At 51.8% G+C, this 24,821-nt stretch carries 17 protein-coding genes and 1 pseudogene; 16 read left to right on the top strand and 2 right to left on the bottom strand.

All coding sequences use genetic code 11. The features are described from left to right. The 3 genes and pseudogenes from NE637_RS13290 to NE637_RS13280 all read left to right on the top strand — a co-directional run. Nucleotides 1-677, top strand: a pseudogene (locus NE637_RS13290) (dissimilatory-type sulfite reductase subunit alpha); the annotation flags it as partial. 18 nt (nt 678-695) lie between these two features. Further along, nucleotides 696-1,841 (top strand): dissimilatory-type sulfite reductase subunit beta, encoded by a 1,146-nt coding sequence (dsrB, locus tag NE637_RS13285; protein WP_256186114.1) that lies wholly within the window; start codon nt 696-698, stop codon nt 1,839-1,841. A 55-nt stretch (nt 1,842-1,896) separates the two neighbouring features. Continuing rightward, the gene (locus NE637_RS13280) at nt 1,897-2,127 is read left to right on the top strand and encodes a dissimilatory sulfite reductase D family protein (protein WP_215648696.1); all 231 of its coding nucleotides are present in this window, start codon (nt 1,897-1,899) and stop codon (nt 2,125-2,127) included. Nucleotides 2,128-2,265: 138 nt separating this feature from the next. Here NE637_RS13280 and NE637_RS13275 read toward each other — a convergent pair whose 3' ends face one another. Both NE637_RS13275 and NE637_RS13270 read right to left on the bottom strand, forming a co-directional pair. Then, the gene (locus tag NE637_RS13275; protein WP_227119508.1) at nt 2,266-3,921 is read right to left on the bottom strand and encodes a sigma-54-dependent Fis family transcriptional regulator; all 1,656 of its coding nucleotides are present in this window, start codon (nt 3,919-3,921) and stop codon (nt 2,266-2,268) included. A 212-nt stretch (nt 3,922-4,133) separates the two neighbouring features. Next, the gene (locus tag NE637_RS13270; RefSeq protein ID WP_227119507.1) at nt 4,134-5,873 is read right to left on the bottom strand and encodes a methyl-accepting chemotaxis protein; all 1,740 of its coding nucleotides are present in this window, start codon (nt 5,871-5,873) and stop codon (nt 4,134-4,136) included. A gap of 1,456 nt (nt 5,874-7,329) precedes the next feature. On the opposite strand from NE637_RS13270, the gene NE637_RS13265 reads away from it, so the two are divergent. From NE637_RS13265 to NE637_RS13205, 13 genes are all read left to right on the top strand, one after another. After that, a complete protein-coding gene (locus NE637_RS13265; RefSeq protein WP_227119506.1) occupies nt 7,330-8,421 on the top strand; it encodes a DegT/DnrJ/EryC1/StrS family aminotransferase in 1,092 nt (363 codons plus the stop codon). 3 nt (nt 8,422-8,424) lie between these two features. Continuing rightward, complete coding sequence (locus tag NE637_RS13260; RefSeq protein ID WP_256267757.1) at nt 8,425-9,609, top strand: 3-oxoacyl-ACP synthase III family protein; 1,185 nt, start codon at nt 8,425-8,427, stop codon at nt 9,607-9,609. Beyond that, nucleotides 9,609-9,839 carry a phosphopantetheine-binding protein gene (locus NE637_RS13255; RefSeq protein WP_192113804.1) on the top strand — a complete coding sequence of 77 codons (231 nt, stop codon included), beginning with the start codon at nt 9,609-9,611 and terminating at the stop codon, nt 9,837-9,839. Before NE637_RS13260 ends, NE637_RS13255 begins: the two co-directional genes overlap by 1 nt. Next, a complete protein-coding gene (locus tag NE637_RS13250; protein ID WP_227119535.1) occupies nt 9,836-10,591 on the top strand; it encodes an SDR family NAD(P)-dependent oxidoreductase in 756 nt (251 codons plus the stop codon). The genes NE637_RS13255 and NE637_RS13250 overlap by 4 nt, the downstream gene beginning before the upstream one ends. After that, a complete protein-coding gene (locus NE637_RS13245; protein WP_215648702.1) occupies nt 10,591-11,220 on the top strand; it encodes an LbetaH domain-containing protein in 630 nt (209 codons plus the stop codon). Before NE637_RS13250 ends, NE637_RS13245 begins: the two co-directional genes overlap by 1 nt. Before the next feature lie 2 nt (nt 11,221-11,222). Next, a complete protein-coding gene (locus NE637_RS13240) occupies nt 11,223-12,230 on the top strand; it encodes a glycosyltransferase family 2 protein (RefSeq protein ID WP_192113801.1) in 1,008 nt (335 codons plus the stop codon). A gap of 2 nt (nt 12,231-12,232) precedes the next feature. Then, nucleotides 12,233-14,059 carry a hypothetical protein gene (locus NE637_RS13235; protein WP_256267756.1) on the top strand — a complete coding sequence of 609 codons (1,827 nt, stop codon included), beginning with the start codon at nt 12,233-12,235 and terminating at the stop codon, nt 14,057-14,059. Nucleotides 14,060-14,428: 369 nt separating this feature from the next. After that, on the top strand, nt 14,429-16,060 hold the full coding sequence (locus NE637_RS13230) for a radical SAM protein (RefSeq protein ID WP_256267755.1): 1,632 nt from the start codon (nt 14,429-14,431) through the stop codon (nt 16,058-16,060). After that, nucleotides 16,061-17,749, top strand: coding sequence for a class I SAM-dependent methyltransferase (locus NE637_RS13225; protein ID WP_256267754.1), 1,689 nt, complete (start codon nt 16,061-16,063; stop codon nt 17,747-17,749). Between the two features lie 7 nt (nt 17,750-17,756). Then, nucleotides 17,757-19,070 carry a glycosyltransferase gene (locus NE637_RS13220; RefSeq protein ID WP_306666375.1) on the top strand — a complete coding sequence of 438 codons (1,314 nt, stop codon included), beginning with the start codon at nt 17,757-17,759 and terminating at the stop codon, nt 19,068-19,070. Beyond that, nucleotides 19,070-21,391, top strand: coding sequence for a glycosyltransferase (locus tag NE637_RS13215; protein ID WP_215648712.1), 2,322 nt, complete (start codon nt 19,070-19,072; stop codon nt 21,389-21,391). The genes NE637_RS13220 and NE637_RS13215 overlap by 1 nt, the downstream gene beginning before the upstream one ends. 302 nt (nt 21,392-21,693) lie before the next feature. After that, nucleotides 21,694-23,631 carry a TIGR04326 family surface carbohydrate biosynthesis protein gene (locus NE637_RS13210; protein ID WP_227119236.1) on the top strand — a complete coding sequence of 646 codons (1,938 nt, stop codon included), beginning with the start codon at nt 21,694-21,696 and terminating at the stop codon, nt 23,629-23,631. Nucleotides 23,632-23,730: 99 nt separating this feature from the next. Further along, the gene (locus NE637_RS13205) at nt 23,731-24,813 is read left to right on the top strand and encodes a methyltransferase domain-containing protein (protein WP_227119235.1); all 1,083 of its coding nucleotides are present in this window, start codon (nt 23,731-23,733) and stop codon (nt 24,811-24,813) included. Nucleotides 24,814-24,821 lie beyond the last annotated feature (8 nt).

Below are 24,821 nucleotides of genomic sequence, written 5' to 3'. Positions count from 1 at the left end.
AGTTCAAGTTCAAGTTCGACGGTTGCCCCAACGGCTGCGTGTGCGCCATGGCGCGTTCCGACTTTGCCGTTGTCGGTACCTGGAAGGACGACATCAAGATCGACCAGGACGCCGTGAAGGGCTACGTGGGCGGCGAATTCGCCCCCAACGCCGGCGCTCACTCCGGTCGCGACTGGGGCAAGTTCGACATCCAGAAGGAAGTCGTGGATCTGTGCCCCTCCAAGTGCATGAAGTGGGACGGCTCCAAGCTTTCCATCAAGACCGCCGACTGCGTGCGCTGCATGCACTGCATCAACACCATGCCCCGCGCTCTGCACATCGGTGACGAACGCGGCGCGAGCATCCTCGTAGGCGCCAAGGCCCCCGTGGTGGACGGCGCCCAGATGGGTTCGCTGCTCGTGCCTTTCGTTTCCTGTGAAGCCCCTTACGATGACGTGAAAGAAGTCATCGAAAAGATTTGGGACTGGTGGATGGAAGAAGGCAAGAACCGCGAGCGCGTGGGTGAAACCATGAAGCGCCTGTCGTTCCAGAAGCTGCTGGAAGTCACCGACACTCCCGCCGCTGCCTACCATGTGAAGGAACCGCGTTCCAACCCGTACATCTTCTTCAAGGAAGAAGAAGTGCCTGGCGGCTGGAACCGTGACCTTGCTGCTTACCGCAAACGTCATCAACGCTAGTCAAAGGGGGAGAAGAACATGGCTTTTATTTCTTCCGGGTACAATCCCGCAAAACCGATGGAAGGCCGTATCAGCGATATTGGCCCCCGCAAATATAATGAATTCTTTCCGCCGGTAATTGCCAGGAACTTTGGCAAATGGCTTTATCACGAGATTCTGGAGCCCGGCGTGCTCGTGCACGTGGCTGAAAGCGGCGAAACATGCTATACGGTGCGCATTGGCGGCACCCGTACCATGTCTATCACGCATATCCGCGAACTGTGCGATATTGCCGACAAGTATTGCGGCGGCCATTTGCGCTGGACAACGCGCAGCAACATTGAATTCATGGTGGAAGACAAAGCCACTATGGAAGCACTGCGCGACGACCTGAACAGCCGCAAGTTTGATGGTGGTTCGTTCAAGTTCCCCGTGGGCGGCACTGGCGCTGGCATCAGCAACATGGTGCACACCCAGGGCTGGCTGCACTGCCACACCCCCGCAACCGACGCCTCCGGCCCGGTCAAGGCCGTGATGGACGCCCTTTTTGAAGAGTTTAAAGACATGCGCATGCCCGCCCCGGTGCGTATAGCGCTGGCCTGCTGCATCAACATGTGCGGCGCTGTACACTGCTCGGACATCGGCCTTGTGGGTATCCACCGCAAGCCTCCCATGGTCGATCATGAATGGGCTGACCAGCTCTGCGAAATCCCGCTGGCTGTTTCCGCCTGCCCCACCGCCGCTGTGCGCCCCACCAAGGTGGAACACAACGGCAACAAGGTGAACTCCATCGCCATCAAGGAAGAGCGCTGCATGTACTGCGGCAACTGCTACACCATGTGTCCCGCCCTGCCTATCTCGGATGCCGAAGGCGACGGCGTTGCCATCATGGTTGGCGGCAAGGTTTCCAACCGCATCAGCATGCCCAAGTTCTCCAAGGTCGTTGTGGGCTACATCCCCAACGAGCCGCCCCGCTGGCCCACACTGACCAAAACCATCAAGCATATTGTGGACGTATACGCGGCCAACGCCAACAAGTACGAACGTCTGGGCGACTGGGCTGAACGCATCGGCTGGGAAACCTTCTTCAAGATGACCGGCCTTGAATTTACCCACCACCTTATCGATGACTTCCGTGATCCCGCCTACTACACCTGGCGCCAGAGCACGCAGTTCAAGTTCTAACAGTCTGGGGCACCCCGCTCCCCTCTGCGGGGTGCCCACGACAATGAGGTTCCTAATGACGCCGGATCAACAAAAAATCGTTGATTTCATCGCTGAGAAAAACAAAACCAAGTTTTACTTCAAAGACTTTCTGGATATTTTTCCTGAAAAAGGCCCCAGAGAAGTAAAAAAGATACTGACTTCAATGGTGCAATGCGAAGTGATGGAATTTTGGTCCTCAGGCAGTACAACCATGTACGGCCTCAAGGGGGCTGGAAAGCAAAGCCAGGCCGAAGGCGAGGGATAGGAAATGCCGTTCCTCCACAGCCCTCATTAACCTCGTCCTGAGCTGATCTGCACTGCAGGCAGATGATGTGAAAGGCGAAGTTTCGGAGCACGCCATTGCCGCCGGAACTTCGCCTTTTTTCATGGGGAACTGCATGAATTAGTCGGCCCCGGAAAAATCCTTTGGTTCGTCAAAAGATATGGATGCCGGGCGGAGCTTATACAGGTCAAACCGTTTGAGCCGGGAAATAAGGGTTGTTGGTTTTATCCCCAACAGGGCCGCAGCGCCCCGGTTGCCGTATATGAGCCAGTTTGTGCGCTCCAGCGCGGCTTTCAGATTGGCTTTTTCCATGTGCCGCATCTGCTTTTCCGTGAAAATCTTTTGCGGGCCGCTGGCAGGCTCGCCGCAGGCTTTTTCCGACAGATCCGCTGGCCCGCAAAGGGCAAGATAGGCCAGGGCCTGCTCTGGCCGCCCGGTGATGACCATTCTTTCAACAAAATTCTGCAATTCCCTGATGTTGCCCGGCCAGCTATAGCGCCGCAGCCTGAGCATCTGTTCTTCCGACAGGTCAAAAGTGCAGCGACCATTTTTTTTACAAAAAACGCCGATAAAATGCCGCACCAGCAGGGGGATGTCTTCTTCCCGCTCGTTAAGATTGGGCATGATGATGGGGAAGACTTGCAGGCGGTAGTACAGATCGTCCCTGAACGTTTTGTTCTGGATGGCCTGTTTCAGATTTTTATTGGTGGCGGCGATGATCCGTACATCGGTGCGGCGGCTTTTGCCTTCCCCGACTCTCCTGAACTCTCCATCCTGTATGACCCGCAACAGCTTGCCTTGAAGCTCCAGCGGAATCTCGGCAATTTCATCAAGGAAAAGGGTTCCGCCGTCAGCCAGCTGAAAAAATCCCATATGGTCACTGATAGCGCCAGTGAAAGCCCCCTTGGCATGACCAAAAAATTCGCTTTCAAAAAGATGCTGTGGGATTGCGGCGCAGTTTATCTTGATAAACGGGCTGGTTTTTCTTTTGCTGTGCTTGTGCAGTTCATGGGCGACAAGTTCTTTGCCCGTGCCGGAATCGCCTTGAATGAGTACGGTTGCTTCCGTATCCCCGACAATCTGAATCTGTTCGCGAATTTCCTTGATTGCTGCGCTGTTACCAATTATGCCCGTAAACTTGCGCGCTTCGTAGAGTTCTTCGCGCAGGTGAGCGTTTTCCAGCTCTTTTTTCTGGTTGCTGGCATCGGCTATTTCAAAAAGACGCGCATTGGCAATGGCGTAGGCGATATGGTCGGCAACCATGCGCAAGAGTTCAAGGGTGCCCGCTTCAAGCATGCCGCGCGAAAAAACCGCTATGACGCCAAGGGTTTCCCCCCGGCAAACAAGGGGCTGCCCGACAAAGCTGACAATGCCCTCCTGCTCGATCCATTGTGGGTCGGCAATCCAGGGTTCCGTGCCGTCAATGCGTGCAACCTCAAGCGGTTTGTTGGTCAGGGCTATGGCCCCGACTTTCCTGCTGCCAAGGGGAAAGCGATAAAATCCAGACAGTTCAGTTTCTGTCCACAGCCTGCCGTCAATGCGGGATTTGCCGTAGCTGGCCTTGAGGTGCAGGCATCGCCCCCGGCCCGCGCAGATTGCGTTATCTGCGCATGCGGGGCAGGCGGTATCTGGCTCCACAAGCCATATGCGCACCAGCGCGGAATCGCGCGCGGTGCCGAGGCTTTTAACAGCCAGCGAGAGCACGTCTTCTACCGCGCGCTGCTGCGCCAGATCCAGAAGGAGGGTCTTGATGTCTCTGTCGCCAAGAATAATCATAGAACGGCAGTATATAGCACAGGCCAGCACTCCGCAATTCCGCATGCCTGAGGCCAAAGTAAAGGCGGGCAATGCACTGCCCCCAGGAGCGCGCTCAATCGTTGTTTACGAACCATTGGCGTGCTGGGGGCGACATGCTTTGCCCGCCCGAGCTTATCCATACAAATAAAAAACCGTAGCTATCGCGGTTTTTCCGCGCTGCTTGCGCTCCGCTAATCAAACTTTGCCGTAATCTGCTTTGCGCCATTACGCAGCTTGGTAATAAGAGACTCAAGAACCTGGCTCTGCTGCGAAAGGTCAATCAGTGCCGTTGATATCTCCTGAAGCGCAGCCGAAGTCTCGGACGTGTTCTGATCAGCCGCAGAGATGGCTTGCGTTATTTCAGCAGAAGCGTGCGTCTGTTCATCCACAGCGCGGGCAATGGCCTGAATCTGGTCGGCCATTTCGTTCACATGGAGTGTGATCTGGCTGATGGCTTCCCCTGTTCCCTCGGCCATGTCATTAACTTTGGAAATAGCTTCAACCGCAACGTCCACCCCGCTGACGTTGTTTCGCGTGCCTTGCTGCACGGCCTTGATGGCATCGCCCACTTCCGTTACGGCCAGCATGGTTTTTTCTGCGAGTTTGCGCACTTCGTCCGCAACAACGGCAAAGCCTCTGCCGGCATCTCCGGCCCTGGCGGCTTCAATGGCTGCGTTCAAGGCCAGCAGGTTGGTCTGGTCTGCAATATCGTTAATGACATTCATAATTTTGCCAATGTCTTCAGCCTTTTGCCCCAGTTCGCTCATTCCGGTCTTCAGGCTGTTTGCCATGGTCTGCACAGACTTGATGGCTTCAACCATATTGCGAACTTCGCCAAGTTCCTTATTCGCGTTGACTTTTACCAGTTCAGAGGAAGATGAAGCCTGCGCAGCATTGGTTGATACCTCATGAACAGAGGTATTCATCTGATCCATGGCAGCGGCAACAGAATTCATGCTGTTTGAGAGGCTCAAGGCGAAATTGCTGGATTGCTCAACCTGGGCTGAAATTTCCTGAGATGCCGAGGTAACGGAGCCGACAACACTATCAAGCATATTGGCAGCTTCAACCATGCCCGCAGCACGCGATTTAAGGGCATCGTCCCTGGCATCAGACGCTTCCTGGGCATGCTGCTGCGCGCGGGCTTCAGACTCTTCGGCTTCTGCCGTTTTTTGCTCGGAAAAGAGTATCTTTTCTTTCAGGCGGGACACCATGGCTGTCAGAGAGCGCTCCAGAGCCTGCAATTCCGCTTTAAAGGAGCCCTTCGGCTGCGTATCCAGTTCCCCCTCGGAAATCTGGTGGGCAAATATCTGAAGCCGCAAAAGAGGATTCACAAGGCTGTTGCGCATGATAAACCATACAGCGCACACAATTAAAACCAGTATGATAATAGTTGCTGCTCCAATAGCAAAGGCAGCGTTCTGGGTTCTTTTAACGGCATCATCCAGAGAATAGATTATTTCAAACGCCCCATGGATTTCGCCTTCCTTCCAGCCCTCCTTGATGCCGCCAATGGGGTCTGGCGCACCCTTTGGGTCGCCATGGCAGTACATGCACTCTGCGGTCAGAGCTATTGGCTTAAAATAATGGATGGCGTCGGGCTGCCGCACTACAAGCTCAGTGAGGCCCTGCGACTTGATTTTGTCCAGGGCGGTTTTTTCCAGCTCGTTGGGCGTATTTTCTGGATTGCGCGGGGAATATTTGGGCACACGAAACCGGTAACCAAGCTTGCTCGCATTTTGCCGCGCCATTTTTATTGCCGTGATGATCGGCACGGCATCAACCAGTTTATCGCGCGAAATCTCATCAAGCGGCTTGATAACACCATTGAACTTAAGGGCCATTTCCTGGCGCGCCGATTCAGCCATGCTGACAATGCCGCGTGCTGATTGAAGGACAGCCTCTTCTTCAGACTTCCATATGCTCTGCATTGCGTATGCAAATACCAGAATGGCAAGAAGCGTTGGCCCGAGTATTGATAGAAGTAAAACTTTCAGCTTGATACTCATAAGTCCCCCACAATTGCGAATCACAAAACATTAGGGCATCAAACATGCATCACTAAAAATGCGCCTCAAAATAATTAAGAAACAGGCACAGGATCAAACATATTGCTAGAACCAGCACTTTTGCTATCGATCAAGGTAAAAATTTATATAGATACAAACAACAAACTACTCTTGAAGTCAATACAAACTGCACAATATCAAGCGTATCGGCATGAGCCATGATAACATTAGAAGTTAAATGAATTTTTTTATCATGCAATAACAATATTTTATAACATAACCTCAACATAATATATCCAAACAACAACCACCATATTAAATACATATGTTACATTATAAAGAATAGTTAGCTATCAATCTTCAATTCACCACTAAAAAGATCAATTTTGCATAACAAAAATTCAATACATGCGGCTAATGCACAGAATATACAGACTATCCACAAATTGCATCTTCCATGCGACAACACGCTTAAATGTCGCATAAAACATTTCTACTAACCCAAACAAAAGGCGCCCCAAGATTGCTCTCAGCGCGCCGCAGGCAAATATTGCACGGGCGTGCTGCCCGTGAGAAAAATTTTAAAACAATCATCCCGCTGTCCGCTTTCAATGGAAGCAGATACCCCGCGGACCTTGTATGCACCTTGCGCATTATCGCTGGGAACCTTGTACAAGCTGCCTAAAGAGGTTCAGGCCCATTCTCCGGCACAACGATTAGCATTGCTTTTCAAAAAACGCGCTACAACTTTTAAAAAATTTTCACTTCGGTTGCCAACGGACGCGCATCAGATATCTGAATTTTGCACGGGTATTGTAGAAAAAGAGCTAATCAACACGCAAGATTGACGCAATTTTTTGCCTGCCAGGCCAGCACCCCCCGCGGATCACGGTTGACGATCAGAAATTCATTCCCCTCGAAATAATCACAAAGACATATTTTCAAATAGTGCAGTCACAAGATTGTCTAGATATTGATTTTATGGCATCTTTTTTTTGCTATCAACAATAGACGGATACCATATATCGCCAGCCACCAATAGACGGGATGACAGTTTTGGGACAATTAAAAGGAATTGGATATCACCCTGCATGGCGTGGAGGGATATGGGGCATCGGCAGATATGACGACCGTTGGCTTGCAAATATGCATTCCACCAATGATGAATCTCACGAGCAGAAGAACATAATAAGGGTGTCTATAGCGAAGAAACTTGGCAGAAAAAGCATGTTCCACTGAAGTGGCGCGGTGTATTTCAGGCCCATACCCTTTGCGAAAAGTGGGCGTTCGCTTAATAATGCAAGTTAGACATAATTTATCTTTCCCCGTCTACATGGGGGAAGGCTAGCAGTTTTACCCGCAAAATATCGGGGTTCATATGAACACTCCTTGTTACGTCACGCGTCCACTGATGCCAACAGAGCAAGAATATGCTGCCTATGTTTCGCGAATTTTTGCTTCCCAGCATTTGACAAATCATGGCCCCTTTTCACAAGAATTGGAGATTCGGCTCGCCCAGTTTCTGGAAACGCCACGAGTCAATGTATGCGCCAACGGCACCATAGCCTTGCAGCTGGGCCTGCATGTACTTGGCATGGCGGGCAAAACAGTCATCACGACACCCTTTACCTATGTTGCAACCCTTTCAGCATTGCTCTGGGAAGGTTGCAACGTTGTATTTGCCGATATCGACGAGGAAACCTGTTGCCTTGATCCCCAAAGTGTTGCCGAAAGACTCACCCCAGAGACTGCTGGTATTCTTCCAGTGCACATTTACGGCAATATTTGCGATGTAGATTCACTTGATGCACTGGCTAAAAATCATGACCTGCGCGTCCTGTATGATGCAGCGCATTCTTTTGGCGCTTCGTACAACAACCGTAGCCTATTAAGCTATGGAGACGCCGCTGCATGCAGCTTTCACGCAACCAAGGTGTTCAATACTGTAGAAGGCGGTTGCCTTGTCACCCAAACAGACGAAGCGCGAGAGGCCTTTCTGCTGATGCGCGCCTATGGGCATCAGGGGAATCAGCACTTCCGGCTTGGTATAAACGCCAAACTTTCCGAGCTGCATGCCGCAATGGGCTTGTGCATTCTTGATAAAGTGCGTGAAAATATTGCAGAACGCAGCATTGTTAGTGCAATGTATGATACCCTTCTGCCAGACAAGGGGTTGCGACGACCGGCCCTGCGCCAGGGCCTGATTTGGAATCATGCATATTACCCCGTAATTCTTGATGATGAAAAAATTTTGGAACGAATTGTGCATACCCTTGCCAAGGATAATATTTTCCCCAGGCGGTACTTTTATCCGTCATTGAACACGCTGCCCTACATCAAAAATGCATTGCCGTGTCCTGTGGCAGAAAGCGTAGCGCGCAGGGTTCTTTGCCTCCCTCTCTATGCGGGGCTGGAGGAAGAAATTGTAGAGCGCATAGCGCACTGCATCAACCATTGCCTGGAAGGTTAGATTATGGCGCAATCACAATTTTTTCATGCAAAAATTTCCGGCATACACACCGTAGTTCCCAAAGACGAAATCCGCCTTGAAGATGAACTGCAATATTTTAATGGCGATATTAAAAAAGCCAACCGGATGACCAAAATAGTGGGCATGGATTGCCGTCGAGTGTCTCAACCTGGTATTACGCCTTCCGATTTGAGCCGTCAGGCGGCTGAAATCCTTTTCAGCAATATGAAAATCGAGCGTACTTCAATTGATGCCATCATATTTTTGACTCAGCGGCCAGACCACATACTGCCCGCGACGGCCTGCATTCTTCAAAAAAAGCTGGGTCTTTCGCAACACTGTGCAGCTTTTGACGTAAATCAGGGCTGTTCCGGCTACGTTTACGGTCTCTGGCTTGCTTTTTCTCTGGTGGAAAGCCGGGCAGCCTCACGGGTACTCTTGCTGGTGGGGGACGGCATGTGCCAGACGCTTGACAGAGATAACCGGGTAGTCACACCGGTTTTCGGCGATGCAGGCAGTGCCACCATTGTGGAGTATTCAGAGATCGAGAGGCGGTCGTGGTTCTCTCTGGGTTCTGATGGCGGCGGCGCAGAATCCCTGATGATTCCCGCTGGCGGCTACAGGTTGCCCCTGCCCAAAAATGTTGAAGACTATGCCGCATACTGCGAGTATCTGCACGACCCCAACGGCACGCCCTGGCGACTGACAAACATTTTTATGGATGGCGGCGCCATCTTTGACTTTACGGTCAACACGGTTCCGCCGCATATCATTGAAACACTCGCCTGGGCAGGCATGAACGCGGAAGACATCGACTGGTTTGTACCCCATCAGGCTAACAAGCAGATCATGTCCATGATTGCGGAAGCTGCTGGTTTTTCACAGCAAAAGACAATAATGGGGGCTTTCAGCAAATTCGGCAACACTGCCGCAGCCTCCATACCAACAGCGTTGTGCGATGCGTGGCAGGAGATTGAGTTCAGTAAAAAACAGCGCCTGATGTTGTGCGGATTCGGCGTAGGGCTTGCCTGGGCATCAGCCATTATGGATACAGACACCATTGTCTGTACGGGTGTTTCTGATTTTGATCCCCCAGCAGATACCATGACGCAGCAAGAATACCTGGCCTACTGGCAAAACAAAATTACAGGAAAAAAAACGCCCCCCCCTCCCAAGGAGGAATTATAATGCTCGAGCAAAAAAAATTCTTTGCAACTCTGCAAGATATTTTGCAGACGGACACCCCGATTACTCCCGACACAAAGCTCACAGGAATGGAGGAATGGGATTCTTTGTCAATCATGTCGTGCATTGCCCTGTTTGACAAAGAACTTGGGGTAAAGACCCGGTTTTCGCAATACAAAGACGTGAACACCGTTGCAGACCTCATGAGCCTTGGGGAAGGCAAAATCGCATGACCATGCTGACGCCGGAAAATCGCGTTCTTGTCACAGGCGCCAGCTCTGGCATTGGCATGGCTGTAGCCCTTCTGTGCAACCAGATGGGAGCTACCGTCATTGCCAGCGGACGCGACATGCCCCGGCTCCAGAACCTGAAAAATTCATGCGCGCATCAAGAATTTTTACACATTGAGCCACGCGACCTGCAAGAGGATATGGATTCACTGCCGCAATGGGTTGCCGGTTTGCGTCAAAAATACGGCAAACTGACCGCTCTGGTCTGTTGCGCGGGCTATGCCGCGGTTATGCCCCTGCGCGCGTACGACAGAAACGCTGCTGCAAGCCTTTATGATATACACGTCCATGCGCCCCTGCTGCTGGCAAGAGGCTTTGCCGACAAGCGCAATAACATGGGCCAGGGTTCTTCAATTATTTTTCTGTCTTCAGCCGCCGCCCTTGCCAAAGAAGCCGGGCTTGCGGCATATGGCGGCGCCAAGGCGGCCATACAGGCGGCAACCATAAGCCTGAGCAGAGAGCTGGCCCCTCAGGGCATACGGATCAACGCAGTTGCTCCGGCCATGGTCCGCACACCCATGAGCGAACAATATTTCGCAATGCTCAGCCCTGATGCACGCGATCAGGCGCTGGCAGCCTATCCTTTGGGCATTGGCACCCCCGAAGACGTGGCCCAGACTATAGTATTTTTGCTGAGTGACTCCGGTAAATGGATAACAGGCCAAACTGTAGTTATGGACGGCGGACGCTACTGATGGATAAAAATCTTGTAATCATCGGCAATTCTTCGGCAGCAAGAGAATGCTACTGGATGGCGCAGGAAATCTGGGGCGACAGACTGCGCTTCAAGGGTTTTTTGTCCTTTGAAGGCTATCCGCAAAAGTTGCGCAACCTTGCAGAAATGGAAATAGGCGTGGACGATGCCTTCGTTCCTGAACAGGATGATGTATTTGTCATCGGCATCGCTTCACCGGAGCTGCGCCTCAAGGCCTACGCCAAGTGGAAGGCGCGTGGCGCGAGCTTTTGCAACCTCGTGCACCCGTCATCCTACGTGGGCGAAAGCGCTCATGTGGGTGAAGCAATGATTGTCACTGCCAACTGCCATTTTTCGTGCGATGCAATCATTGGCAATGCCAATTATTTCAATGGCGCGGTTGTTGTCGGGCATGACGCTGTCATTGGCGATGGCAACTTTTTTGGACCCTACGCCCTGATTTTGGGCGATACGCATATTGGCGATGGAAACGCCTTTGGGGTGCGCTCCGTTGTGCTGCCAGGGGCAAACATCGGCAACAGCAATATTATCGCGCCAGGCGCGTACATTTATAAAGGTTGCCGCGATGGTTGGCGCATGGCGGGCAACCCGGCAATGAGGATAGACTGACCATGCCGGAACTCTCGCTCATCGTACCGCACCACAATCATCTGCAATGCCTGCCCCATCTTCTGGACAGTGTCCTGGCTCAGGACTTCAAGGATATTGAGGTAGTGCTGGTCGATGACTGCTCGGACGAGCCGTGCCTGCCACTGGTCGAAGCCTATAGAACGAAGGGACTCAATATAACCCTTCTGCCGCATACTGCCCCCATTTACACTATGCGGGCCAGATTAGAGGGCATGCGGGCCGCCAAAGGAAACATCATTGGTTTTGCCGATGCCGACGACCTCATATGGGGCACGGAATCACTGGGCAAAAACGTGGCTCTTTTTCAACGCGAGCAGCCGGATATTCTGCACTTTCGCACTGCCCGCATCAATGCCGATGGCAGTTTTGCCGCATGGTTTCTTACCATGGATCCGCCCGTAGAGCATCTGACGGGACAGGACATCTTTCAAACCTACGTTACCTCACCCAATTTCCAGCAGCAGTCCACGGTCTGGAACAAATTTCTCTCCCGCAGCGTTGCGTTAAAGGCGTGCGATGCGTTGGAGCGCAGCAGTGTGCGGCGCTTTGTGGAAGACGCCTGCATCTGCCTGACCACAGCCTTTCATGCCCAAAAATATGTTGGCAGCCCGCACGCAGCCTACGGCTATGCCTACGACTTTTCCAACGAAAGAATGAAATTCGCTGAAGGGCCGGAACGCGCCACTTACGTATGGCATATGTTGCAGGAATTGCCCGCCTACTTTGAGCAGCACGGATGCCCGCAATCCCTGCAGGATGCGCTACGCAACGTGCTGACGGAACATCTGAGCGTAAAGGTGGGGCACGCAAGCACGGCGGCGGTTAACAAGGACGGAATGATCATTTCAGACGCGACCCTTGACGCCATGCTGCGGCATACGGATGCCCGCACGTTCATAAAGGTGCTTTTGCTCGGCAACCGTCACAATGCCGCAAAAATACTCGGTTGCCTGCAAACCTTGCAACCCAAGCCCAACAAGCCGTTTTGATCATGGACGCAAAGCAACAATCCGCCGCGCACTGGCGCGAAGTGGTTTTTCTGGGCGACTTTTTTCGGCTGCCGCCAGTCAGACCCCTTTCGCCAATAAAAGCAGAAATGCACTGGCACTATTTTGCCGAAAGCTTTTTCCATCTTTGCCGCCTCCCAGCAGCTCAGGGCACGAAGCTTTCCGTACGGCTGGTACAGCACAACGATCAGGCCCGGCAGGATGTGCGCCGTTTTTACGCCAACGCCAACGGCACTCCGGCCCCCGAGCAGAACGACTGGCTTTGCCTGTGCCGCCAAGGCGTGACTGAAGAGGCCTGCGCATTTGCCAGGCAGCACATCCTTACCAACGCCCAGCATTGCGAAAATGTGCTTGTGGTTGGCTACAGCCTTTCCACATTCACAACCAGCGTGCTCACCGCCTGCGGTATAGACTGGATCAATGCCCATATCCATCCGGCGAGTTTCTTGCCCGATCTTGTTTTTGCTTTTTCCACCAATGTGCCGGAAATCGCTCAAACTCTGGGCCTCAACTGCCTGGAGGATGAAGAGATAGAACGCTGCGCAGACTGGCAGAAAGCGCGCTACGCCCCCAATGCTTTTTTAAACTATATTCCTGAAAACTCCCTGCTTGTGCTGGCTCAGGACTGGATGGATCCCCTGCCTCTGACCCCGGACAATCAGCGCGACAGCTTCAGCGCGCACGCGCAAACACTGCGGGATCTGGCGGAACAGCACCCTGTTGTTCTGGCATATGTGAACCGCAACGGGCCGTACACGCCCGGGCCCGGCCTTTCCGGGCAGGATGAAGCGCTGCTGCGCCAAGAACTGAACGCAGTAATGCTGCCAGCACCCCATCTTTTTTTAAAAAATACTGTCATGATGCTGTCGCACCCGTCCATCAGCACGGTGGTGGGTCTGAACAGCAAAAGGCTTGATGAGGCCCGCTGGTTTGGAAAAAGCGTTGTGCAGCTTACGCCTTCGCCTGTTTCGTTCGGCCCTGATACCTTGGTCACAACCGCGGCGCAGCACGCTTTGACTCCTGCACGCTCATGCTTCACCGCTGATTTCTGGGCATCGCTTGTGCTGCGCAAAGCGGCGCATCAGGCCGACTCTAGAGCACAGGGTGCTACCCCGCCCCTGCCCAACGTGCGTCTTATTTTCCGTGGCGGCGGCAGTGACTTTGATGACAGCGACAGCAGCAGCGTTGCAGCTGGCCTGGCGCAAGCGCGCAGCGAGGCCGCTCTGGCCCGCCAAGATCTTTTGTTGCACGGCCTGCGCCACATTTTTGAGCAAGAAGAGCCAACTGGCCCCTTGCCGATGACCGCAAGCAGGCAAAAAGACTACGCCCTGTTTTGCGCGGGCGATGAAAATTATCTTTTCCCCGCCATTGTGGCGCTGGAATCAACGCGCCGTCGAACAGCACAAGCCGATGCATTTTTTGTTACCGATGCCCACCGTCTGTCAGACGCAGGAAAGGCACTGCTGCGCAAATATGATATTGAAGTCTTGCATAGCGGCGATGGAAACAGCTTTGACATCAAGCACATGCACACAACGCCCGAAGCCTATGTGCAACTTTTTGCTCCAGAGATGCTCTACGAGCGGGGCTATACTTTCAGCCTGGGTTTGCACGCCGACATTGTTTGCGTGCAGCCCTTCCGCCCGAATGAAATTTTTGCCCGCACGCCCTATGTTGCCATTAGCGGGGCCAACCCTGCTGCCAGATCTTTTTCCATTACCGACAATCATACAGGCATTGAAAAGGAATTAGGGCTTCCCCCCCCGGAACTGGCTTGCCCCCCTAAACAATCCTGGCGTAGTTTTTGCTAACAATGCAGCACTGGCAAAAATACAGTTTTCACGGCAAAGCACTCAGGCATATGCAAAGATAGGCCCGGAATTTCTCTTCTATAATGAAGAAACTCTGTTGAATTTCTTTTGCATGCTGGATGAAAATTTCTGCATGCCGCTTGATGACAGGTTTAACATGTTTAATGGATCTGTGCTGTCTGGTAATGTGCCGTTTTTTCTGCACTACCTTAACTGCAACAAACCATGGCGTTTCGCCCCCGGCGCAGTACACCGCAGCGACTGGATGACACCTCTCGGCCCACTATTTTCAATCTGGCATCGTGAGGCGAAATCCGTCCTTGACGAGCGCGACTACAACACATTTATTGCTACATCCGGAGTATAATTGTGGACTATATCTACAAGCGCTGGAGCGCACTTATCGACATTACGACTGTTTGCCCCCACTCGTGCGTATACTGCACAAGATATGAGCGCCATCTGCGACCGGATCAACGGCGTCACATGCCTTTGGAGCAAATAGAGGCCGCTATTCTTGCCTATAAAGACTGGCCCACAGAGGTCAGCATCATCGGCGGCGAACCCCTGCTCCACCCGCAGTTTGACGAAATCAACGCTCTGCTGCGCAAACATCTGCCGCAGGAAAAGCTGAACATCTTCACGTCTGGCCTGCCCAGCACGCCCAAGACCGTCAGCACCACGCCGTTGGATCCCAATTCGCTGTACAATTGGAAGCCGGAATATCCGTGGACGCAGTGGCCGGAAACCAATTCGGACATGACGCGCACCTACCGCACCATCCGCTTTAACCCCCATAACGAAGAACAGATGACCTCGTGCAGTCATCACCCGTTGACCATTGCAGTAGAAGAGGCCGTACCCGACAAGGCCCTGATGTGGAAGCTCATCAACAACTGCTGGCTGCAACGCTGCTGGAGCCCCACCGTCAACATTCACGGAGCCTACTTTTGCGAAGTGGGCGCAGCTCTGGACATGCTGCTGTTTGACGGCGCCAACGCATGGCCCGTTGAGGCCGGATGGTGGAAGCGCAAGCCGCATGAGTTTCAGGAACAGGTCAGCCAGCTTTGCCCGCGTTGCGGCATGTGCCTGCCCGGCGAGCGTCAATTACTTGGCCACAGAGGCGAGCTTTTCAGCCCAAGCCTGCTGGGCGACTTCCGCAAACGCAAGCTGATTCGCCTCAACGATCAGGTAAGTGTTGTGGATCAACAGTACGATGTGGACACCATAGAGCGCTATGCAAAGACCTGGTACCCCGGCAACTACCGCGAAGACATTGTTGAGGACGAGGACCTCCCATCGTTTTTCAAAGGTTTTAACGTACCGTTGCGCCTCAAGGACAACGATGAAAGCCTGTTTTGCGTGGATACGGACGCAGAATACGCCGAAGCCCTCAAAAGGGTTGTTCACCTGCCCATAGTTGAAGGGCCGCACCTCGCCCCAAAACGCAGATACTTTCTGTATCAGGGGCTGCCCTTTGATGCCCTGTACGACCAATATCCATTCGTGCTGCCTGAACACAGGCACGAGCGGCATCTCTACTATCGCGGCCTGATGCTCTATCTGCGTTGCCTGCTTGACGACGAGGCTTTTGCGCAGCTTCCCGGCGAGGACTGTTCCTTTGAAGAGCTGGCCGCCCTGCCCGACAAAATACATACCCTGTTCAACACTGTTCTGTTGGGCGAGGTGGAAAAACGCGCCAAGGCCCTCGCTGGCCGAGAAGTTTATTTCTGGGGCTGCGGTGCCGCATGGCGTCAATACCGCCAGTTTTTCAGCAATGTGAACGCCCGTTGCTTTCTGGTGGACGTGGGCAGCGCTCCGGCCAAGGTGGACGGGCTGGAAATACGCAACCCCGAGCACATGGCGGAAGAGTTTGCCAAGGACGGCAATCTGCCCATTGTAGTTTTTGCCCGCAGGCTGCACATGCCCGGCATTGAGCAGGCATTGATACGCTACGGCCTGAAACAGCGTGAAATCATTTGGGCCCCCCTGGAGGCATAGATGAACAAGAGCACAATTTCCCCTCTTTGCCTCTGCGGCTCGCAGGTTTCAGGCAAGGGCCTGCTGGCCTCGCTGCTGAATGGGCATCCTGACGTACTCAGCTTTTCCTTCTGGCATGATTTCATGGCCTCGGCCCTGTGCTACCTGTCTGCCTGGAAGCCGCCCATGCTGTACCATTTTGACGAAAAAACAGAAAAGTTGTGCGATGCCCGTGCGGCCCTGACATGCGCTGGGCGCTGGAGCCACCTGGAGGGCTTCGCCCGTCAAGGGTACATTCCCTTTACCGTTTCGGGCGACAATATCGTCAAGCTGCCTTTCAACCTTGATTTTTATGGGCTCGACAAAACCCTTATGGACAGGCTCGCCACTCTGGAGCGGCTGGATGCCCAATCTGTCTTCAGCGAAGTGTATTCCGCACTGGGGCAGTACCTGATGCCCGATGCCCCTCAGGCCAAATGGGGCGTGAGCATGCCCCAGGTCGACTTTTTCCGTTTTGAAATCATCCTGCAAACGTATCCGCAGGCCAAGATCGTCTATATCATGCGCGACATGCAGGAAGTATTGTACGCCCACAGCAAAAGAGAAGCGTTCACACGGGGGATTTCGGCCGAGGAGGCGCTGGAGGAGCTGACAACATTCAAATCTGACTGGCTCAGGCGGATGATCAAGGCAAAAGACGTTGCTGCACGGTTTGCCAACGAGCAGCCTGACCGCTTTATGACAATCGACTTTACGGATCTTGTTTGCGACACGGCAACCGTTATGGCGCGTCTTACCTCATGGCTTGGCATTGAAGACCTCCCCTGCCTGCACAAGGGCACCTGGAACGGCGTGGAGATCGACAAAAGGCTGACGGGGCGTGTTCTGGACAAACAGGAAGACATCCCGGCGAGTTTTGCCAACCTGACCAGCCAGGACGTTGCAGCTATCAAGGCAAAAATAGAGCTGGCAGATACTCCGTCTGAAAGCGCCTTCATTTTGCAGGCCGCGCGTTTTGAAAAAATAGGCTGGGATTATAAAAAAGCCATTGAAAGAACCAATGCAACCCTGCCGCTTCTGGGCATGGCTGGCCCTTTCCATGAAGACATGTGCGAAAACGCCTCCCAGCACTGGCTGGCGCTGGCGGCAATTGCACCGGAAAAAGTCAGGCGGATTCTGGAAATAGGCACTTTTTCCGGTGATACCGCAGCTTTTCTCTCTGCGCTGTACCCTCATGCGCAGATAGTCACGTGCGACCTGCCTGATGATTCACAGCGATATATCTCAAGCTATGGCCGGCAAAATCCCGACAAAAAACGTACGCTCGAAGAACAGCGCGCAAAGAATCTCAAGGCAGACAACATTACGTTTATTCAGAAAAACAGTTTTCTGCTCCCCAAATACATTTCCGGTCCATTTGACATCATCTGGATGGACGGCGGACACACCTATCCGGATGTAGCATTTGACCTGTGCAATTCCTGGCACCTGCTGGCTGACGACGGAATACTGCTTTGCGACGACGTTTTTATTCCACAACCGCCAGACTCTTCAAAAAATTATGATAGCTATAATGTGTTTTCTCCTCTGATTCGAGACAACATCATTGACGTAAACTACATATTAAAACGGCTTTGCATTGCGCCTTCGCCAGGGCTGGAAGGTAAAATGATCGCTGCCGTGAGAAAAATACAACAATCGTCAATCTGAGCCGACCATGGAAACTGGACTATCGGCTCCGCCTTCTGCCGCGTTGGCAGGGCAGCGCTCTCTGCGAATATGCATATTGTTTGATATGCACTACTGGCTTTATGGCGGGGGGCCCAAGTTCACATGGGAACTGGCACATGCCATGATTGCGCGGGGTCATGAGGTCAGCATTTACAGTTCTGCCACATCAAAAAAAGAGCCTCCGTACAAATTTGACGCTCGTATACGGATGTTCAGGGTCAGCCTGTCAGACAAGCACGAAAATATTGCCTTGCTGAGAAAAAAAATCTCACAAGAAAATTACGATGTTGCCCTCTCCATGCAGGGTGGAGCAATGCAACTCTATTGGGCTGTCGTCCTCATGGGAACAGGCATTCCACTGGTATACTCCGAGCACAGCTTTCCGGCCCGGGTGGAACAGTTTTGGAGTCGTGCAGGAAGGCTGGCAGCCATGAGTGGAGCTGACGCCATACATCTGCTCCTGCCAGAGTTCATCAATTCTTTGCCCGCGTGGCTGCATGATCGGGTGACATTTATTCCCAACTCTGCGCCAGACGTGGTTGCCCCTGCGGCAAAACATCAAACGAAACCCCTCACCCTGGTAAGCCTTGGGCGCTTTGCTGCGGTCAAGCAGATACCACTACTGGTTGAAGCTTTTGGCCTGCTGCACGACCGTTTTCCCGACTGGATGCTGGATATATGGGGCTATGGCGAAGAGGAAAACGCCATCCTCAAAGCCATCGCCCAAAGTCCGGCAAAATCGGCAATACGCATGCGCGGCATTGCCGACCTGGCGCTGGGCATATTCGCTCAGGCGCAGCTTTTCTGCATTCCCTCGCGCTGCGAAGGTTTTGGACTGACCGTTCTTGAAGCCATGTCGCAGGGGACGCCTGCCATTGGCTTTGCCGGGTGCGCAGGCGTGAACCACATAATCAAAGATGGCGAAAACGGCCTCCTGGCGCCGGAAATGACCCCGCAAAGCCTTGCCGACACCCTGGCCAAAGCCATGGGTAGCGCAGCATTACGCAACACGCTTGCTCAAGGAGCCTTAAAGACCGCGCAAGAATATGCCCCAGGGCCGATTTTCGACCAGTGGGAAGCATTACTGCTCAGCACTGCATCCAGCAAGGGGCATACGCGCATGGACGCCTTTAGCGAAGAACCCTTTGCATCCATGGCGCGGCTTTCTGCGGCAGCCCGAAGGGAATGGCTATTCCGCGATTTCGGTAGGCCATGGCCCGGCACTCTGCGCTGGTATGCCGAGGCCGCGCGTACAGCCGCCTCAAAATTATGGAAAAGCTTTCAAAGGAGATTTGAATAATGATCCCCCGCGCCAACATCCAGCCCGTTTGCTGCGATGATCTTCCCGTGTATGCCTGCCCCACAGATCAGGAACTGCGTCTGGTGGAAGAAAGCGGACTATTTGACGAGGCATGGTACAGGCGCTGTTACCTTTTGGGACGTACCGCCACCATGCCGCCCCTTGTGCATTTTTTGCGCTACGGCCCCAGAAAGGGTTATCGCCCCAACGAATTTTTTGATCCACTCCTGTATCTGAGCGCCTTTCCAGACGCTTTGGCCTCTGGACGCAATCCCCTGCTCCACTTTCTGCAGCATCTGGATAAAGACTTTTATGCCAGCAGCAGCGATCAGAGGGCACAGCTCCCGCAGTACACCAAACCGCCCCTTACGGTTCTTATGAGTGTTTTCAACGGAGAGGCGCACCTCAAAGAAGCCGTGGAAAGCATTTTGGGCCAAACATTTTCCAACTTCATTTTTCTGATCATCGACAACGCTTCAGAGGATGCAACGGCAGCTATCCTGGCCGAGCACGCGCGCAATGATTCGCGCATCCGGGTTGTGACGAACGAGAGCAATCTCGGCCAAACAGGCGCCCTGAACAAGGGGCTTGCTCTAGTGGATACGCCCTATGTCGCCCGGATGGACGCGGACGACATAGCCCTGCCCGACCGGTTTTACCGTCAGCTTGTTTTTATGGAGGGGCATCCAGATGTGGCGGCCCTTGGTGGCAGTATCCTTGGCATTGACAAGGACGGAACCCCAAATGGCTGGTCATGGCGCCCCCCCTGCACCCCCGAAATGATCAACCTCGATATTTACACATGGCAGGGACGCGCCATTCCCCACCCAGCCGCCATGTTCCGTACGGAAGCGCTGCAAAAAGTGAAGGGATACTGCCCGGCGCTGAACTATGTGCAGGATTTCGACTTGTGGCATAGGCTGCTTGAAAACGGCTGCGCCATCGCCAGCATAGCCGGGACCCCCTTGCTGCTGTACAGGCAGTATGAACGCGCCAATTCAGACAGAAACGCCATAAAGGCACTGGAACATGTACTGGCGCTCATAGCTTGCGACAAACGGAATAATGGTGAACAAGATCCACTGGAACACATAACGGAACCCACCATAGAACTGGCGCAAAGATTGCTTACCCCAGGTACATCCGGCGCTTTTGCATGGCTTGCCTTGCTGCCGGAGATACAGAGCGAAGACAAGAAAGAACTCATAATCCCCGCTCTACGCAACGCTTTGCCCTATCCGGAAGCCATGCCTGCGGGCTTTCCGCTGGATGCCGTTCTGCGCTGGTATGCGGAAGAATACCCGCACCAGGCCTGTCAGGCCTTGGGCCAGGCCGCCCCTGACATAAAAGAAAAAATGCAAAACATGCTCACCAAGGCAGAGCTGCATTCCCAGGCAAGCTGCGCACTGCGGCACACGTTTGTTCCCCTGCCGGTTCCCCAGTGTATCCCTGTTCAGAATAGCAATATATGCAATGCAAACTGCGTTTTTTGCCAATACAGCCTGAATATTGATAAAAAACGCATCATGTCTTTTGAACTCTTTAAAAAAATTGCTGACGACTTTTATAAAGAAAGGAAGGATGGGATCATCCATTTTATTGGAACAGGGGAAGTTTTTACCGATAGAAACATTATTGAAAAAATAGCATATACAAAGAGTCTTGGCCTCAAGGCATATATAACAACAAATGGAACGCTCTTTCACAAATGGAACCTTGTGGAAAGAACACTGAATCTTCATCCTGAACGTATATATATTTCAACGCCTGGATTTTCTGCTGATGCATATGCCACATTGTTTGGCGTTAACAATTACGATGAATTCTTTCCTGCGCTTATCAACTTTTTTCAGTATAAAGAAAAAAATTGTCCACAAACGCATATCGGCTTTGGCTTCCGTTCCAACCGCACGTATGAGGATGTCGTTAACGATGATGACTACAAAAAACATGTAAAATACTTTGTTGATAACAAAATCATCTTCAACGAGCTGAATCGGTTTGAGTTTGACAGTTGGTCTGGGCAAATTTTTTCCAAAGCCGGTTCAAGAATAAAGATTGTCGATCACAGTAATACTCAAAGCCTGTGCCCAAAGCTGTATACACCACAATTATGTACTCTTGCCGATGGAAGCTTGAAGTTGTGCGGATGCACGTATATTAAAACCGAATATGACAGTATGGTGATAGGCAATCTTGCATCACAAACAATCTCGGAATGCCTTAGTCAGGAATCTATTCACACAATGTTTAAAAATTATTTGATAGATAAAGAAATACCCGAGATATGCCGCCAATGCACGCGAGGCCATGACCGATGATGCAGCTGCAAATTATTCCAGCCTTGCATTGCTACACGACATACATATAAACAGATAAATCTCCAAATCATGAATTGTTGCTAAATGTAAAGGAGGACATTGACACGCCGCCATCAACATCCACCATCAAACAGACAATAAAATTTCGATTATTCCGGCATACCTGAGCGATTCAACGAAATGTGGAGGGCTTGAGCAGAGCTAGTGATGTTACGCTTGCCGTCCGTGCCCACGCGGACTTTTATGACGCATCGCCATATCGAAATACCTACAACTGCATCTGGAACCGCCAATAATACCATATGGAATGTTTGCACATTGTTGACGCAATGCCGCCGCCCCAATGTAGCGGGAAAATACTTCTGTGGGATCGTTTTTCAGAAAATGATTCCATAGACAGTATTCTTGACCTGCAAGAACGCTATTTTCATGATACACGGGCGGAATTTCTTTGCTTTGTGCACAATTTTGGCGAGCATTCCATAAATGGCCGCCCATTGCGCGATTATCTACGGCTGCCTGACGGTTTCTCCCTCTGGTGGCTGACGCGAATTTTTGAACGGCATCCAGCATTCTTTGGGGCCAACCTGTTTGAAGTTTTCAAGCTGCGCGCGCTGGAACATCTGTTGCTCGGCATGCAACCGTCTTCTGTTTGCCTGCACACAAACAATACGCAGCTTGCGCGTACTGTGCGCGAACTCTGCAAAAGCCAGCGTATTCCCTTTGAGCACTTTGCGCCAATGCAGGCAAACCCCGCGGGCGCGTATCAAGCAGGCCGTTGCGTACCCTCCAGCACAGATTCCGCCACTACCGCCACAACTGGCGCATCCCCCCTTCAGGACATACTGACCCGCCTTCGCCGCAGCGCAATAGCCAACCGGACAATAAACGCATTCCAGATCACTCGCCACGCATGGCACTGGTGGCGCAAAGTTCGTTCACTATTTCCCAGAGCACCCAAAGTTGCCAAGCGCTCCGGCCTGCTGCTCGGCACCTGGTTTCCCAATGTAGACGCAAACGCGGCAAAACAGGGGCGCTTTCGTTCAAAATATTGGGAAAGTATCCACGATATTATCCCAGAATGCGGCAAGCCTGTGCACTGGTTCTTCATTCACGGCGACCCTGTGAGCAAGGCCCCGGAAAATATCCGCCTGCGCGACAACTTGTTGCAGAACGAACCAGACAATGTCGATATGACCTTTCTGGAAGAATGCCTCACCCCGCGGGGAGCTTTAAGGGCATGGCTGTGGGCCATGCGTGTTGCCTGGAATGCACGGGGATTATTGCGGTATTTGCCAGCAACGATGCGCTGGCCCGATTCATGCCTCAACGTGTATCCCCTGCTGGCTGGCATCTGGAAGGAATCCACCCAGGGCGAGCACCTGATGCGCATGTGCTTCACCCTGGAAGGCATACGCCGCTATTGCGCCCTTGTTGGCCCTCAGGACACCGTTGTAACCTCATCTGAGCTGCAATCATGGGAAAGGCTGCTATTCCGAGAGCAACGCAACCTTGGCTGTAGGCGCATCTACGCTGCCCAGCATTCCGTCATCCGGGATGCGGACTTTCGTTTTTTTGTTGCACAACCTACCTGGGATATTAACGAATTTTGCCAGTGCATGCCTGACAGATTTTTCTGCAACAGCGACGGCGCGTATCAAGCCATGCACAAGAGCGGCTTTCCCGAGCACCGCCTTGGCATGCTGGAAGCAACACGCTTTATCGGCATATCCGCATCAATGCCGCCGCTGCATGGCACGCTGTTCAGGCGCATTCTTGTCGCAACTTCCTACTTTGCACAGGAAGCACTGCGAACACTGACCATTCTGGCGCAGGCCATGCGCCTGTCAGACCACCCGCTGCTGGGCAACGTGCTTATCAAACCGCACCCATACCTTCCTGTGGACGCCATGCTGGCCCAATTATTTGATACTCCGCCAAGGCAGGTTTCCGGCTCCATCGAAAGCCACATGACGCCAGGCACGGTTGTTGTGGCCGACAGCGCAACCTCTGTGGGATTGCTCGCTTGCTATAGAGAATTGCCACTTATAGAATGCGTCCCTGAAAACAATTTTGACATGAGCATTACACAAGGTGTGGCGGAAAGAGTTTCTGTCAAAAATGCAAGTGAACTTGTTCAAGCGCTGCACACAATAAAACCAACCAGAGCAAACAACTTTTTTTGCATTACTCTGGGCATGCCTCGCTGGCATAACCTGCTTTCTGGATCCAACATTTAAGCAATATGAATTGTAATTGCATAGAAATGCTCTGTTTCAGGTGCGCACGCATACATAGCGACCAATCACTCCAAGTCAGATTATGAAAAGGGTGTTGTCATGAGGCGTTCATATCAATGGCACTGGCACTATATTCCGTTTTTTGCGTTTTCAAAACTTTCTTTTTTTAAAATTGCTGATAAATTATTTTATAACTCCTTTTATGAAGAATTTCAGAAAAGATACACTTCCCCAGATCAACTTAGTGAAACCTACAAGTTGTTTAAGGAGGAATCTCTTGATAACATTCTCCAAAATATCGACGTAGATTCTGAAAAAAAAGTTCTAAGTATTTCTTGCGGAAATGGATATGTTGAGCACAGATTATTGCAAGAGCGGCCCAATATAACACTATACTGCACAGAATTATCTGAAGAAATACCATCGTTTTTAGACAAGAATTTTTTGAAAAATAACTTGCGTATCGGGTTTGTTCCAGAATGTCTTAAGAAAGAAGACAAATTTGATATTATATATATCATTGAAGTTGATTATTCCATGTCAAATACACAATGGGTAGATCTTTTAAAAAGCCTTGGCGACTATCTAAATAAAGACGGCATCATAATAATCCATTCAACATATGAACATTATTATTTTTCTATACGCAGATACATTGAACAGTTTATTTCAACAATCCCAACCCTGGTTAATCATTTTTTACTAAAAAAGCCTGTTCAATTATGGGGATGGAAAAGATCAATACAAGAGCATATCGCGCTATGTAAAAAGGCTGGCCTCCATGAAATCGATATTCAGACCAATGACGGGGCACTGGTTCTGACATACTTCAAAGCAAGACACGACAAAAGAAACAAAGCATTGCGGGAATGCTACCTCCGCATGGCTAAAAAAATTTCTGGCGAAAAAGTCTGGTTTTGGGGAGCTGGAGCAGCTTATGAATATTACAAACAGAGCGTTGCATGCCTCTGCCCTCAAGGCATGATTCTGTCACCAGAATTTGCACAAGCAACGCCAAGCGTTGATGGCATTTCCGTGATCCCCCCGCAAGTTGCGGCAGACCAAAATAAAAACATACCTATAATTTTATTCACCCGAGCACAGCATCACGACGCCATGCTAAGAAATATATGGGAATATTTTGGAAGCAATGCCAACATACATCCAGTCATTTTATACTAACAATCAAT

The sequence above is a fragment of the Desulfovibrio desulfuricans genome, assembly GCF_024460775.1.
GTDB classification, from domain to species: Bacteria; Desulfobacterota; Desulfovibrionia; order Desulfovibrionales; family Desulfovibrionaceae; genus Desulfovibrio; species Desulfovibrio desulfuricans_E.
Note: the sequence above shows the minus strand (reverse complement) of the source record. Positions and strands in the feature narration are given on the sequence as shown.

Coding starts and splice junctions, on each gene's coding strand:
- NE637_RS13280 (WP_215648696.1), top strand. CDS start 1,897: ATGACGCCGGATCAACAAAAAATCGTTGATTTCATCGCTGAGAAAAAC.
- dsrB (WP_256186114.1), top strand. CDS start 696: ATGGCTTTTATTTCTTCCGGGTACAATCCCGCAAAACCGATGGAAGGC.
- NE637_RS13260 (WP_256267757.1), top strand. CDS start 8,425: ATGGCGCAATCACAATTTTTTCATGCAAAAATTTCCGGCATACACACC.
- NE637_RS13215 (WP_215648712.1), top strand. CDS start 19,070: ATGATCCCCCGCGCCAACATCCAGCCCGTTTGCTGCGATGATCTTCCC.
- NE637_RS13245 (WP_215648702.1), top strand. CDS start 10,591: ATGGATAAAAATCTTGTAATCATCGGCAATTCTTCGGCAGCAAGAGAA.
- NE637_RS13275 (WP_227119508.1), bottom strand. CDS start 3,921: ATGATTATTCTTGGCGACAGAGACATCAAGACCCTCCTTCTGGATCTG.
- NE637_RS13270 (WP_227119507.1), bottom strand. CDS start 5,873: ATGCAGAGCATATGGAAGTCTGAAGAAGAGGCTGTCCTTCAATCAGCA.
- NE637_RS13220 (WP_306666375.1), top strand. CDS start 17,757: ATGGAAACTGGACTATCGGCTCCGCCTTCTGCCGCGTTGGCAGGGCAG.
- NE637_RS13225 (WP_256267754.1), top strand. CDS start 16,061: ATGAACAAGAGCACAATTTCCCCTCTTTGCCTCTGCGGCTCGCAGGTT.
- NE637_RS13205 (WP_227119235.1), top strand. CDS start 23,731: ATGAGGCGTTCATATCAATGGCACTGGCACTATATTCCGTTTTTTGCG.
- NE637_RS13255 (WP_192113804.1), top strand. CDS start 9,609: ATGCTCGAGCAAAAAAAATTCTTTGCAACTCTGCAAGATATTTTGCAG.
- NE637_RS13250 (WP_227119535.1), top strand. CDS start 9,836: ATGACCATGCTGACGCCGGAAAATCGCGTTCTTGTCACAGGCGCCAGC.
- NE637_RS13210 (WP_227119236.1), top strand. CDS start 21,694: ATGGAATGTTTGCACATTGTTGACGCAATGCCGCCGCCCCAATGTAGC.
- NE637_RS13240 (WP_192113801.1), top strand. CDS start 11,223: ATGCCGGAACTCTCGCTCATCGTACCGCACCACAATCATCTGCAATGC.
- NE637_RS13265 (WP_227119506.1), top strand. CDS start 7,330: ATGAACACTCCTTGTTACGTCACGCGTCCACTGATGCCAACAGAGCAA.
- NE637_RS13235 (WP_256267756.1), top strand. CDS start 12,233: ATGGACGCAAAGCAACAATCCGCCGCGCACTGGCGCGAAGTGGTTTTT.